We start from the raw sequence: 13910 nt of genomic DNA, 5'->3' as shown, positions 1-13910 counted from the left end.
GTGGATGAGAGTATGACTTCAATTAAAGTGCACTGTTTAGTGAGTTGTTTTTGTGAAATTATAAAAAGGCGTAGCGACATTGATTTTCGTCCATTTTATTTTGGACTATGGGATGGAGATTTTGATATAACAGAAGGCGGAATTATTTCATATCACTCTGAAAACATTAACCATGATCATTATTTACTTTGGTTTGAAAAATTGTACGGTATTAAAGTAAACGAATGGTATGATCATGCAAAAGATAAAGATAGCAATGTAGAAACGTTTTTAGAATTAGTAGAAAACAAGCCGGAAAATCGTTATGTCATTGTAATGGTTGATATGTCTCTATTACCAGAGAGGGAAAATAAATTTCATCAAAAACCGTTTCCACATTATTTAATGATATCAAAAACAGAGAAAGAAGAAGAGTGGTTCATGCTAGATCCTGATTTTCGTTGGGAAGGAAATATGGAAAGAGAAAAAGTACTTCACTCTATTCAAGATAACCCATTTGGTGGAGGTTATTTCATTGATATAGAAGGAATTGGGGAGCCAACGCAAGAAACAGTAGCTAGTTATTTCACAGAAACATTCAAAAAGAACGACAATGAACTGACTATGGAACTGAAAAATTTAATTGTAAAAATGGCAAATGAGGAAGAAGGATATGCGCTTTCTGGACTTGTAGCAGCAGTAAAACAAATACCAGTACTTGCAATTCGTAAATATAGTTATGAGCATGCCTTTGCATACTTCCGTGAAACGTTGCAATATTCGGAGCAAGAATTTGATTATTGGTGTGATCGGGTAGAGGATATTGTACAAGGATTTACAAATGTACAGTATCGTGCAATTAAAATGGCAATGACGAATAATAAAGGTATGCTAGTATCGATTATTGAAAAACTGGATGAAATGAATGCGATTGAACTGCAAATTAAGAAGGAATTAGAGAGACAGTTTCTATCATGGAAAGGTATGAAAACAAATCAATCTGTCGCAACTCTTTAATAAGCTAACTGAATTTAAGATAGGGGAGTTTAATACTATGAAATATTCGCTATGTACCATTTCATTTCGTCATCAATTAATTTCATTTACTGATATTGTTCAATTTGCATATGAAAACGGTTTTGAAGGAATTGAATTGTGGGGGACGCATGCACAAAATTTGTATATACAAGAACGCGAAACGACAGAACGAGAATTGACTTTTCTAAAGGATAAAAACTTAGAAATTACGATGATAAGTGATTACTTAGATATATCATTATCAGCAGATTTTGAAAAAACGATAGAGAAAAGTGAACAACTTGTAGTACTAGCTAATTGGTTTAATACGAATAAAATTCGCACGTTTGCTGGGCAAAAAGGGAGCAAGGACTTCTCGGAACAAGAGAGAAAAGAGTATGTGAAGCGAATACGTAAGATTTGTGATGTGTTTGCTCAGCACAATATGTATGTGCTGTTAGAAACACATCCCAATACACTAACGGACACATTGCCTTCTACTATAGAACTATTAGAAGAAGTAAATCATCCGAATTTAAAAATAAATCTTGATTTTCTTCATATATGGGAGTCTGGCGCAGATCCAATAGACAGTTTCCATCGATTAAAGCCGTGGACACTACATTACCATTTTAAGAATATATCTTCAGCGGATTATTTGCATGTGTTTGAACCTAACAATGTATATGCTGCAGCAGGAAGTCGTATTGGTATGGTTCCGTTATTTGAAGGTATTGTAAATTATGATGAGATTATTCAGGAAGTGAGAGGTACGGATCTTTTTGCTTCCTTAGAATGGTTTGGACATAATGCAAAAGAGATATTAAAAGAAGAAATGAAAGTATTAATAAATAGAAAATTAGAAGTAGTAACTTCGTAATGTGAAATGATGTGAGAGTCTCGTTTTAGAGGCTCTTTTTTTATGGTGAAAAAATAACCAAAAATTTCCATGTATTTTAATTTGAATTTAACACAATTTATATATAAATAAGGAGGTGATTGGTAATGGCTAGAAATCGTAATTCTAATCAATTAGCATCACATGGAGCACAAGCAGCTTTAGATCAAATGAAATATGAAATTGCACAAGAGTTTGGTGTACAACTTGGCGCTGATACTTCTTCACGTGCAAACGGTTCTGTAGGCGGTGAAATTACAAAACGCCTTGTAGCGATGGCAGAACAACAACTTGGTGGCGGATATACTCGCTAATTGTAGAAGGTTATAGGAGAAAGGAAGGATTCTTCCTTTCTTTTTTTTTCAATTAATTGGTATGGATATATTGTGAACTGGATTCAAAGAATAGGAATAATACTATAATTTCCCCAATTTCTTTTGTTGTGAATGGGAAGTAGTAAAGATGTAATAGCCCTGGTGGAATGAAAACTATGTTCCAGCAGGGCTATTATATGGTAAGAAATATATGATGAAAGGTTCCGAAATCAACATGTTAAAAAAAGAAAACTGTTGTTTAATTGCGCTTGCATCAGTTCCACTTGTCATGACATTAGGGAATTCAATGCTCATTCCAATCTTGCCGACAATTGAAAAGAAATTACATATTTCATCGTTTCAAGTATCCATGATTATTACAATTTACTCTATCGTAGCCATTTTACTTATACCGATTGCTGGTTATTTATCAGATAGATGGGGACGAAAGATGGTAATGGTTCCGAGTTTGCTGATTGCGGCTATAGGAGGAGCGATAACTGGTTGGGTATCTTGGAAAGTTGATAATCCCTACACTTGGATATTAATCGGTAGAGCGATTCAAGGTATTGGTGCTGCTGGGGCAATGCCGGTTGTTATACCGTGTGTTGGTGATTTATACAAAGACGAAAAACAAGTTAGTACAGGCCTGGGAATTATTGAGACATCCAATACATTTGGAAAAGTGCTGAGCCCTATTTTAGGATCTGCTCTTGCTGCCATTGTATGGTTCTTACCATTTTGGGCGATTCCAGTTTTATGTGTCATATCAATTGTTTTGTTACTTGTTCTAGTAAAGGCAAAGAAACAAGAAGGAGAAGTACCACCACTTAAAGAGTTTATAAAATCTATTCTGTCTACGTTTCGAGAAAAAGGAAGATGGTTAATTGCCATTTTTGCATTAGGTGCAATTATTATGCTTATTTTATTCGGAATTCTCTTTTATTTGTCGACTATACTGGAATCAAAGTATGACATTCATGGTATATGGAAAGGGTGTGTGCTTGCTATCCCGTTACTTGTACTGTCAATTAGTTCATATATGGCCGGTAAAAAAATTGGAGATAATCAAAATGTTATGAAGAAGTGTATTTATATTGGTTTTTTAATGGCAGCTGCATCAGTCATCATTCCTTTATTTATAAAAGGGATTTATTTACTACTTCTTTGTCTCGTTATTATGGGGATAGGGATTGGTATGGCACTCCCATGTTTAGATGCCCTCATTACACAAGGAATTGAAAAGGAGCAAAGGGGAACGGTTACGTCATTTTATAGTTCAATGCGATTTATCGGTGTAGCAGCTGGACCACCTTTATATTCTTTTTTCATGAAAGGGGCGGACCATGAAGTGTTTTATTTGACAAGTATTTTCGCTGCCATTGGTGCTGTCATAGCAATCATTTGGATTAAACCAGCAAAGGATGCAAAGACGGTAAAACAGAAACCAGAGCCTACTTCATAATTTGTAAGAGAATTGCATGATGTTTTGAGTAACATGCAATTCTCTTTCGTTCATTAAGAATAAATAACTTGTTTTAACATATAAAGCGCGACACCCCATATGATGAGACCAGAAAATTTATTTAATAATAAAATTGTCTTTCCGGTTGAGTCTAGTCTTTTTAGAAATTTCCCCGCTAACGCTAAGCTTATAAACCAAATCCAAGAAACGATAATAGTTGCAAGTGTGAAAGCCCATTTTTCACTTCCTATGTATTGAATAGAATTTGTTCCAATTACACCGATTGTGTCTAAAATAGCATGTGGATTTAATAACGAAACGGATGCTGCGAAAAGGATTTGCTTTTTTAAGGGCATACTTTTTTCTTGTTTTACATCGTTGGAAGGGTTACTTCTCCAAATAACAAAGCCCATGTATAGGAGAAAGAAAAATCCAATTATATATAACGAGTTAGTTAGCCAAGAAAAAGTAAGGAGTACAAGGGAGACACCTTGCACTGCAATCAATATGAGTAACGTATCACATATAGAGGCAGTTAATACTACAGGGGCTGCCCTCCAAATGTTTGGTTGGCTCGCACCTTGGTTAAAGACAAAAACATTTTGTACACCTAATGGAATGATAAGTCCAAATGCAAGAATGATACCATGAATAATTGCTTCACTCATCATATTACCTCCTATTTTAATTCATTATGATAGTGTATATTGTATAGAAGAAATGAAAATTTGTATCCATCCATATGGTTGGGGAGGTTACCAACCAAAAAGAATATAAGGTGATATAATGGAAAGATTCGTTTGGAAACCGAATATGTCTCTAGCGACTCCTCTGTATAAACAAATAGAAACGTATATAAAAGAAAGGATCGTTAATGGAGAATGGACCGTTGGAACGAAATTACCTTCACAAAGAGATTTGGCACATACATTTGGTGTGAATCGAAGCACAATTGTAATGGCTTTCGATGAACTAGTTGCAAAGGGATACATAGAAGGGAATGGCAGGAAAGGAACAATTGTTGTAAATAATAATGAGAATGCTTCAACTTACGCACCCCCACCTAATTGGCAGTCTTATGTAGAAACAGGACTTCATTATCCGAATCTCCCAGCTATTCAGGAGATTAATCAAGCTGAATTTTATCCACATGTAATTCGATTAGGAACAGGTGAGCTCGCGCCGAGTCTCTTACCTGAGAAAAAGATGAAAGAAATTATGAATAAGCTTTTAAAGTCAAATGTGACGCTTGGGTATGAAGAGCCGAAAGGAAATTTTTATTTAAGGGAAAAGATTTCCGAATACTTAAAGGAGCATGGTATATGTGTATCTCCTGACTCTATATTAATTGTTTCAGGAGCAATTCAAGCGCTGCAACTTATCTCTATGGGGCTTCTTCCAAAAGGGGCATCCATCTTATTAGAGAAACCATCCTATTTATACTCGCTTAATGTTTTTCAATCCGCAGGAATGCGTTTCATTGGAATACCAATGGATGAGAACGGTTTAAATACATCATATATTACAAAATATAAGAAGCAATTTAATGCATCTATTTTATATACAATCCCGTCTTTTCATAATCCAACGAACTTTAGTATGAATGCGAAGAAACGAATAGAAGTGATGGAAATATGTAATGAAATTGGATTACCTATTATAGAGGACGCAGTGTATCAAGACTTATGGTTTGATGCACCTTGTTCGAAACCTTTAAAAGCCTATGATAAAAATGGAATCGTACTACATATTGGAAGCATGTCCAAAGTAATTAGTCCAGGGTTAAGAATTGGATGGATTGTTGGACCTGAGCCAGTAATTCAAAGATTGTCAGACATAAAAATGCAAACAGATTATGGTTCAAGCACTATATCCCAGAAAATTGCAGCAGAGTGGTTTACAAATGGTCTATATGATGAGCATTTGCGCTTTGTAAGAAGTGAATTGAAAAAACGAAGAGATTTTATGTTACTAATGTTAGATAAATATCTTCGTGAAATAGCAACTTGGCATGAACCAACAGGGGGATTTTATATATGGGTACATATAAAAGTACCCATTTCATATCGCAGTTTATTTGATAAAGCTCTGCAAGAAAAGGTTTTATTAAACCCAGGTACTTTATATGATAGAAGTGCAAATCAATTTTTGCGCCTATCGTATTCATACGCAACGTTAGAAGAAATTGAAATAGGTATAAAAAAACTTGCACAACTAATGAAAAAGTAAGAGGAGAAAGTAATGAAACAATATGTAATTTGCCAAATGATCAATGGAGAAAAATATTTAGCTGCTTATGCAGAGACGAAGCAAGAAGCGATTGAAAAAGCAGAACTGTTAGGATTAAGAACGGGAAATCGTTACATAGTTATTACTGCAGAGGAAGCCGAAGGGTTAACGTATCCTTAAACAATGTACGAGATTATATAATAATAAATAAGTCTAGTAATATAAGAAATTACTAGGCTTATTTATTATTAAGTTGTTAAACGTTCTCGTATTTATACGCAAAGTAATAATATTATGAGTCAAGTTGACGAAAAAATCGATTTGTCTTTCGGTCTTGATTTCCTTTTCTATATTCATCGATATATTGCCTAAAGTTCCAAGCTTGTAAAAATTTATTAGCAGAGTTATAACCAGAATTGTAAAGCCATTCTTTTTCTTCCTTTGTCAGTTCAAAATTAGTACTTGTAATCGTTCCTGTTGGAATTGTAATGGTTCTTGCTTTTGATTCCTTATCTAAATGACGTAAATCATGAGCTTGCATCATTGTTTTAAATAGTCCTTTGAACATGGAAATAGGCTCGTTATAGTGAGCAGGATCAGCTTGAATCTCATCTTTTACAAAATGAAATCCGAAAGTCGGCCAGCGAGGAGCGGTAGGTGAATCGAAGATCCAAATTGGATAATTACTTAGAATTCCTCCATCAACCATATAACAAGGCTGTTTCCATTTTGGAGTTCTCCATTTTACCGGTTCAAAGAAGAAGGGGATTGTACTACTCATTCTTACCGCTTTAGCGATAGAGAAGCGATAATTTAAAAATCCGTAGTTTGGTAAGTCGTCAGGAAAGACAACCATTTTACCATTACTAATATCAGAAGCGATGATTTTGAGTTTGTTTAGATCCGGTAAATCAGTAAATAAATGAACACCTTTTTTTCGAAGTAATTCTTCAATCCATTCTTCTATAAATACATTAGAGTATATACCTAGAGTAGTCCATGCACTTAGTCCTTTTCCGATAAAGGGGATTTTGTCAATAAAGGTTTTCTTCGTAAATTTGTTATAATCGATATCAGTTATAATCGTTTTTAGCTCTGAACAAGAATATCCTGCCGCTACAAGTGCCGCAATAATTGCACCAGCTGATGTTCCAGCTATACGTTCCCATTCATAACCTTTTTCGGCTAATGCGCAAATTGCTCCAACATGTGCAATACCGCGTACACCGCCTCCTTCAAAAACACCATCGATCTTCATTAAACATACTTCCTTTCAAATAAAAGATTTGGAAATGGCAAAAAAGCACGTATTGTACGTGCTTTTTTACAATGGTTTTTAAGTTTACTAGCAGCCTACAAAGCCGCCCCAACAGCTAGCTCCGATGATGATTAGAAGGATGAATAAAACGATTAATAAAGCGAAACCTCCGTAACCACAACCACCACAGCTACCGCCGTAACCGTAACCGCCGCAACTATATCCGTAACCCATGTGGAATTCCTCCTTATATTAAAAATAAAAATGAACGAGGGGAAAATGTACTGGAAGAACTAAAGAACTATCGTGTTTGTAGGAACAATGTATAGTATGCTTTTTTAAACTTGTTCGCGTACGAAGGATAAGCCCGTTTTTGGGAGGCTTGTTGATTTTGTAAAGAATGAAGTATAATCTTTGTACTATGATATAAATAAGTATGTAAATGTAAGGAGAATTTATGAATAAAAAAATTGAAGTATTAATTGATAAATATGAACTAACACACTTGAAAGAAGAACTTATTAATACTGTATTTCCTTGTATAAAAGTTGTGCCAAAGCAGCAGGGAACTGTTGCGATAGGTAGTTCGAAAATGGGAGGAGTTCCTGATCTACCAGCTTTATTTGAATATCCAAAGCATAAAGGAAATCCACTACAATTTATCGCGCAATTTAACTTAAGTGATTTACAAAACGTTGGTATGGATCACAATCTTCCTAAGACGGGGATGCTGTATTTCTTTTGCATTGAAAATTATTTTGAAGAAAATGTGAATCTAACAGAAGCTGGGCGTGTACTTTATTATGATGTTCCTGTAGAGCAATTACGAAGAGAAAATGAAATACAAGCGAAATATAACCAGTGTGCAATTACTTTTGAGCTGACATACAAATTACCAGAACTTTTCATTGAAGATGAGGCTGATTCAGATCGTTTCTTGCAATTACTTGAAGAGCTAATTCCAGATAACTACGATAACCATCAAATGTTTGGTGAGCCATTCTCTGTACAAGAAGAAGTGTTATATGAGACAGGAGAATATATGGGAGTAGACCCGCAGCAAATGACTCTTTTATTCCAAATTGATTCAGATCATAAAAATTGTAATATGGTTTGGGGAGAACTAGGGATGCTATATTTCTGTATTAGTAATGAAGATTTGAAAAATCAACGTTTTGAAAATACATGCTGTGTATTACAAACATGCTAATGAAAAAGGTTGTTCTTTTAAAAAGAACAACCTTTTTATGTGAATTAGTTAATATGCATAATCTCATATGACCTATACGAAAAAGTATTGTATACTCTGAAACTATACGATACTTTTTCGTATAGTTATAGAATATAAGGAGTGACAAGATGGGAAAGACAAGTAAGTATGTGACAGCTGCCGCACTTTGTTCAACTATAGTAATGGGAGGCTTGCAAGCGTCATCTGTATCTTATGCAGCTACAAATCCGACTACAGTGACAGCACAATCAGATGTAAAGTTATTAGATGATTTCAGAAAAGAATTAAAAAAACAGATTGATAATCGAGAAGAAAATATTACAATCACATATAAAACAAAAGATAGAAATGCTAGAAATATTATGGATCAATTGTATGGTGAGTTTAATAAAATTGTAGATGCTGATGAGTATGTAAAATATAATGTAGCGTCTACTAGATATTCTATTAAAGGAATGCCAGGGGACTATACGTTTACACTGCAAGTAAAATACCGTGAATCAAAAGAACAAACTCAATATGTAAAAGCTCAGGCGAAATCAATTGTTGGATCAATTGTAAAACCAGGGATGGATGAGCATGAGAAAGTAAAAGCTATTCACGATTACGTTGTTAAGCATGTGTCTTATGATACGTCTTATCAAGCGTATACAGCATATGAAGCATTAGCGAATCGTTCTGCCGTTTGCCAAGGATATACATTATTAACGTATGAGTTGTTAAAAGAGGCAGGTATTCAAAACCATGTTGTAACAGGCACAGGAAACGGACAAGCTCACGCGTGGAATTTAGTGAACATTGAAAACAAATGGTATCACCTAGATACTACATTTGATGATCCAGTACCAGATAAAGCAGGGCGTGTAACTTACTCATATTTTAACATGTCTGACGAACAGTTAAGTAAAGATCACGACTGGGATCGTAGTAAATATCCAGCAGCAACTACAAGTTATTTTGGTGAATTAACAAACAAAATAAAAGCTGGTAGCTCAAAAACTGTCGTATATGAGCAGATGTTAAAAGAAACAAATTTACAATACTTATCTGCAGAATACGGAGCAGAAAATTATAATGAATTTAAGCAAAAGTTGCAGCAACAGTTTGCAGCCAAACCAGAAAAAGTAGAAGTGCGATATAAGCAGTCCATGGATGGGACGATGCAAGATATAAAGAAAGTATTAAATGAAATAAATTGGCCAAAAGGTGCAAAGCGTGTGTCTTATCAAGTAGCGCCTTATAGTGCATTGGCGGGTTATTCATTAGCGACAATTACATTTACGTATTAAGCAATGGGAAAAAGCACCTGTAAAAGGTGCTTTTTTTATTTATTGATTGATTACTTTTGAATATTAAGAATTATGTGATAAAATAAAAGGATAAGGATGTGAATGTGGAATGAACTTGTTCGAAAGCGATATTTTTACATTGATATATACTTGTTTAGTAATCGGACTTATCGTTTTGTTTTTCATATCATTTACTTTGTTTATTAGAAGAGTATTACAAAGCAGTGCTGCAAAGAAACACCACGTGATTAATATGAACCAGAAGCTAGATCGAATCATTGAATTGCTTGAAAAAGATAAGAAATAGCGATAGAAGAGGTATGAAAAGGGGAATGAGAATGGCGAATTATATAAAAGAATTACGTGAAAAAGTAGGACATGATTATGTTTTCTTAAACTTTGCCGGTGGTTGTGTATTTAATAAAGAAGGAGAAGTATTACTGCAAAAAAGAGGAGACTTTAACGCTTGGGGCTTTCCAGGTGGTGCAATGGAGATAGGAGAATCAGCTGCGGAAACTGCAATCCGGGAAATAAAAGAAGAAACCGGGTATGATGTAGAAATAAATGAGCTTATTGGAGTGTATACAAAATATTTTCAATCATATCCAAATGGAGACAAGGCCCAGTCAATTGTGATGTTCTTTTCATTCTCAATAGTTGGAGGTGACAAAAAAGTAGATGGTGATGAAACGTTGGATTTGAAGTTTTTCCCGTTAGACGACATGCCACCGTTATTTTGTAAACAACATGAAGATTGCCTGCAAGATTTATTGGAGAAAAGAGTAGGGGTATATCGTTAACATATAAAAAAGAAGCTAAATGAAGATTAGCTTCTTTTTTATGTTTAATTTATTTCCACCAATCATCAAACATTGACGCTGGTACTTGTCTTTTATGCTCACTCACTGTGTAACGTTTTTCAATTTTCTCTGCAACGTCAGCTGGAACTGCTTTACCTTCTAAATAATCATCTAATTGATCATAAGTAATACCTAACTCTGTTTCATCAGCTTGACCTGGTTTTTCATCTAATAAATCAGCTGTTGGCATTTTTAAGTACAGTCGCTCGTCTGCGCCTAACTCTTGTAATAATGCACGTCCTTGGCGCTTCGTTAATCCCGTTAATGGTAATAAATCTGCACCACCATCTCCGAATTTTGTAAAGAACCCTGTTACAGCTTCTGCAGCGTGATCTGTTCCGATAACAAGTAGCCCTTTTTGTCCACCAATTGCATATTGAGTAACCATACGGATACGTGCTTTCACGTTACCTTTATTGAAATCTGTTAGTGATTCACCCAATAAGTTTTCATATTGATTTGAAAAAGCATCAACAGTTGAAGCAATATCAAATGCAACAGATTGATCTGCTTGAATGAATTGTAATGCTAATTGTGCATCATCTTCATCTTTTTGTACTTTATAAGGAAGACGCACGGCGATAAACGTTGCATTACCACCTTCGTTACGAATTTCTTCAACTGCAAGTTGTGCTAAGCGTCCTGCTAATGTAGAGTCTTGTCCGCCGCTAATACCAAGTACAAATCCTTTTGCACCTGTTTTTTTTACATAATCCTTTAAGAAATCAACTCGTTTACGAATTTCAACTTTTGGATCAATTACAGGCTGAACATGTAATGCTTTCATAATCTGTTCTTGTAATGTCATTATGTTTTCCTCCTATTCATATTAAAGCGGTAAATAAGTTTATATGTATAATGGTACATACTTCTATCCTTTATTATTTCGCAAAACTAACGAATATACAATAGGATGTGTGTATGAATATGAATGTAGTCATTATAAATAAAGTACTACGTATAAGCAATTTTTTAAACCTTTCAAAAATGTAAGGTTTTTGTCATTTGAATCGATGGAAGGTATTTCCGCACTTTACTAATATAAAAACATAGATAGTAGAAGGGCGGAGAAGTAATATGAACATTAGAGAACTAGCATATCGGAATGTAACCCGAAATAGACGGACATACTCAGCCTATTTTTTGAGTAGTGCATTTGCAATTATGGCCTTTTTTGTGTATTCATTTTTTGCGTTTCATCCGGCATTAAGTGCAGGAGAATTAGGTCAGTACGTATTCGTAAGTATGTCTTTTGCACAGTCTATTATTTACTTATTTACATTCTTCTTTATTTTATATTCGATGGGAATGTTTTTAAAAACGAGAAAGCGTGAACTAGGAATTTTAATGATGCTAGGTATGACGAAATATCAATTAAAGCGTCTGATCTTTTTTGAAAATATTATGATTGGAATAGGGGCAATTATTTTTGGTATTCTTTCAGGTATGTTATTTTCAGGGGTATTACTATTTGTCGCTCCGATGATATTGAAACTAGATATCTCCTTATCCTATTACATACCGATGAAAGCAATTGTTGTAACGGGTATTATGTTTTTTATTTTATTTATGATCATATCATTGTTTAGTGCAGGAATGATTCGTAAAAATAAGATTATGAAGTTGTTTAGAGGATCAGCAGAGGCGAAACCGGAACCGAAAGCATCAATCATTTCTTCAATATTAGCAGTAGTATTGCTTAGTGCTGGCTATGTAGGAGCTCTTCTATCACATGGAGCAATGGTATTTATTATGATGATTCCTGTTACAACGGTAGTTATTATCGGGACGTATTTGTTGTACAAGCAGCTGAGTGTCTTTATTATTCGATTATGTAAAAAAAGTAAACGTTTCTATTGGACACAGACTAATATTATTACGTTATCAGATTTAGCGTATCGTATGAGAGATAACGCAAGAATGTTCTTTATTGTAACCATTATTTCTACTGTAGCATTTTCCGCAATAGGGACATTAGTAGGCTTCGCATCCATGACGAAAGGTATAATGGAGAGACCAATTGCGTTTCATTACCATTCTAAGCAAGGGAATAGTAACGAATCACAACATATACAAATGATTGACAAAGGATTAAAGAAACATAATATAGCAGCTTCAAAAACTAATATTTCGACAAAGAAAACGGAGGAACAGTCGTTAAGAAGCGCCACTTTTATAAAAGAATCAGACTATAAGGAATATGCAAAGTTAACGGGAGAACCATTTAATACTGTAGCAAATAAAGAGGTTGTATTTTTGTCAGCTGATATACCAGGGCCAGCGATGAAAGAAAGAAAAGAAATTACTTTACCTAATATGAATGAAAGTTTAAAGGTGAAAAAAGTTACTTCATCTTCATTGGGGAAAATATTAAGAGGAAATGTTTATGTAATCTCTAATGATCAATATGATTCATTACAAGATGGATTTATAGAGACAAAAGATTATATGTATAAAACTGAAAGAACGAAAGATGAGATTGAAATTGGTAAAGAGCTTACGCATCAAATTAAACCGTATCAAGAATATTCAACGTTTAGTGCGGAAGAGTACGAGCAAAACCAAAGTTTACAAATTGCAGGACCGATTTTATTTGTAGGTTTCTTTATTGGTATAGTATTTTTCGTTTGCGCAGGAAGTTTCCTTTACTTCCGTTTATTCTCCGATTTGGAGGATGATGTTCGCTTGTTCGAAATGATTCGAAAAGTTGGATTGACAAGCAGGGAATTATCGAAGGTAGTTACAATTCGATTGGCGCTTTTATTCTTCGTTCCAATTGGTGTTGCAACATTACATGGGGCAGTAGCCTTAACGGCGTTAGGGCAAATGTTTGAGTACTCATTGTTTAAAGAAAATACAGTTGTATTAAGTATTTTCATAGGTATTCAAGTTGTATACTTCTTACTTATAAGATCCCGTTATGTAAAACAATTGAAAGAGAGATTACGTATGCATTAAATGTGTTTTTTTAACTCGAGTACAAAATTTTCTAAAAAGAGGCAAGTATTGCCAAAAAGTGATAAAATGGAAAAAGCGAGGTGAAAAAATTAATAGAGAGAAAGGGGGGAGAAATATGAAAGCAACAGGAGTTATTCGAAAAGTAGACGAATTAGGACGAATTGTTATCCCTAAAGAATTACGCGATGTATTGGGAATACAAATCAAATCACCGCTTGAAATTTTTGTAGAAGCAGATAAAATCATTTTACAAAAATATCAACCTTACAATGCTTGCCAAATCACAGGTGATGTTTCAGAACAGAACATATCATTAGCAAATGGAAATATTACTGTTGGGATAGAGGGAGCGGAATATTTAGTAAAAGAAATAGAAAAGTTTTTAAACAAGAGTGAGGTTTAGTCTTAATTT

At 34.4% G+C, this 13910-nt stretch carries 16 protein-coding genes; 12 read left to right on the top strand and 4 right to left on the bottom strand.

Annotation, left to right across the window (positions count from 1 at the left end; genetic code table 11):
• Positions 1-12: 12 nt before the first annotated feature.
• The 4 genes from DN401_RS24330 to DN401_RS24315 all read left to right on the top strand — a co-directional run bounded on the left by DN401_RS24330 (position 13) and on the right by DN401_RS24315 (position 3673).
• Positions 13-996 (top strand): DUF6005 family protein, encoded by a 984-nt coding sequence (locus DN401_RS24330; RefSeq protein WP_000200705.1) that lies wholly within the window; start codon positions 13-15, stop codon positions 994-996.
• 37 nt (positions 997-1033) lie between these two features.
• Positions 1034-1876 (top strand): sugar phosphate isomerase/epimerase family protein, encoded by an 843-nt coding sequence (locus DN401_RS24325; RefSeq protein WP_000877670.1) that lies wholly within the window; start codon positions 1034-1036, stop codon positions 1874-1876.
• Positions 1877-2001: 125 nt separating this feature from the next.
• Entirely contained in the window at positions 2002-2208 is a 207-nt protein-coding gene (locus tag DN401_RS24320) for an alpha/beta-type small acid-soluble spore protein (RefSeq protein ID WP_000113545.1), read from the top strand.
• A 235-nt stretch (positions 2209-2443) separates the two neighbouring features.
• A complete protein-coding gene (locus tag DN401_RS24315) occupies positions 2444-3673 on the top strand; it encodes a bacillibactin exporter BcbE (protein ID WP_002204804.1) in 1230 nt (409 codons plus the stop codon).
• 53 nt (positions 3674-3726) lie between these two features.
• Here the strand turns inward: DN401_RS24315 and DN401_RS24310 are convergent, their stop codons facing one another.
• A complete protein-coding gene (locus DN401_RS24310) occupies positions 3727-4341 on the bottom strand; it encodes a LysE/ArgO family amino acid transporter (protein ID WP_001287303.1) in 615 nt (204 codons plus the stop codon).
• 118 nt (positions 4342-4459) lie between these two features.
• Between DN401_RS24310 and DN401_RS24305 the strand changes: the two genes are divergently transcribed.
• Together DN401_RS24305 and DN401_RS24300 are read left to right on the top strand one after the other, a co-directional pair.
• Positions 4460-5902, top strand: a complete 1443-nt coding sequence (locus DN401_RS24305; RefSeq protein WP_061457083.1) for an aminotransferase-like domain-containing protein — start codon at positions 4460-4462, stop codon at positions 5900-5902.
• Between the two features lie 12 nt (positions 5903-5914).
• Positions 5915-6082 (top strand): DUF3933 family protein, encoded by a 168-nt coding sequence (locus tag DN401_RS24300; protein WP_000816389.1) that lies wholly within the window; start codon positions 5915-5917, stop codon positions 6080-6082.
• A gap of 112 nt (positions 6083-6194) precedes the next feature.
• On the opposite strand, the gene DN401_RS24295 is transcribed toward DN401_RS24300, so the two are convergent.
• The gene (locus tag DN401_RS24295; RefSeq protein WP_149287993.1) at positions 6195-7160 is read right to left on the bottom strand and encodes a patatin-like phospholipase family protein; all 966 of its coding nucleotides are present in this window, start codon (positions 7158-7160) and stop codon (positions 6195-6197) included.
• Between the two features lie 87 nt (positions 7161-7247).
• Positions 7248-7394 carry a YjcZ family sporulation protein gene (locus tag DN401_RS24290; protein WP_000540425.1) on the bottom strand — a complete coding sequence of 49 codons (147 nt, stop codon included), beginning with the start codon at positions 7392-7394 and terminating at the stop codon, positions 7248-7250.
• Between the two features lie 223 nt (positions 7395-7617).
• Between DN401_RS24290 and DN401_RS24285 the strand changes: the two genes are divergently transcribed.
• The 4 genes from DN401_RS24285 (at position 7618) to DN401_RS24270 (ending at position 10480) form a co-directional block, all read left to right on the top strand.
• A complete protein-coding gene (locus DN401_RS24285) occupies positions 7618-8370 on the top strand; it encodes a YwqG family protein (protein ID WP_001034844.1) in 753 nt (250 codons plus the stop codon).
• A 149-nt stretch (positions 8371-8519) separates the two neighbouring features.
• Positions 8520-9680 (top strand): transglutaminase domain-containing protein, encoded by a 1161-nt coding sequence (locus DN401_RS24280; RefSeq protein ID WP_000520866.1) that lies wholly within the window; start codon positions 8520-8522, stop codon positions 9678-9680.
• 109 nt (positions 9681-9789) lie between these two features.
• Entirely contained in the window at positions 9790-9987 is a 198-nt protein-coding gene (locus tag DN401_RS24275) for a DUF4083 domain-containing protein (RefSeq protein ID WP_001048091.1), read from the top strand.
• Positions 9988-10018: 31 nt separating this feature from the next.
• Positions 10019-10480: an NUDIX hydrolase gene (locus tag DN401_RS24270; protein WP_000024999.1), complete on the top strand. Its 462-nt coding sequence runs from the start codon at positions 10019-10021 to the stop codon at positions 10478-10480.
• Between the two features lie 49 nt (positions 10481-10529).
• On the opposite strand, the gene nadE is transcribed toward DN401_RS24270, so the two are convergent.
• Complete coding sequence (nadE, locus tag DN401_RS24265; RefSeq protein WP_000174901.1) at positions 10530-11348, bottom strand: ammonia-dependent NAD(+) synthetase; 819 nt, start codon at positions 11346-11348, stop codon at positions 10530-10532.
• Between the two features lie 269 nt (positions 11349-11617).
• Here nadE and DN401_RS24260 point away from each other — a divergent pair, with 269 nt between their 5' ends.
• Together DN401_RS24260 and DN401_RS24255 are read left to right on the top strand one after the other, a co-directional pair.
• The gene (locus DN401_RS24260; protein WP_001025988.1) at positions 11618-13498 is read left to right on the top strand and encodes an FtsX-like permease family protein; all 1881 of its coding nucleotides are present in this window, start codon (positions 11618-11620) and stop codon (positions 13496-13498) included.
• Positions 13499-13613: 115 nt separating this feature from the next.
• Positions 13614-13901: an AbrB/MazE/SpoVT family DNA-binding domain-containing protein gene (locus DN401_RS24255; RefSeq protein ID WP_000648324.1), complete on the top strand. Its 288-nt coding sequence runs from the start codon at positions 13614-13616 to the stop codon at positions 13899-13901.
• Positions 13902-13910: the final 9 nt, after the last annotated feature.

The sequence above is a fragment of the Bacillus sp. BF2-3 genome (assembly GCF_008368795.1).
Classification (GTDB): Bacteria; Bacillota; Bacilli; order Bacillales; family Bacillaceae_G; genus Bacillus_A; species Bacillus_A cereus.
This window is presented reverse-complemented; position numbering and strand designations above follow the sequence as displayed.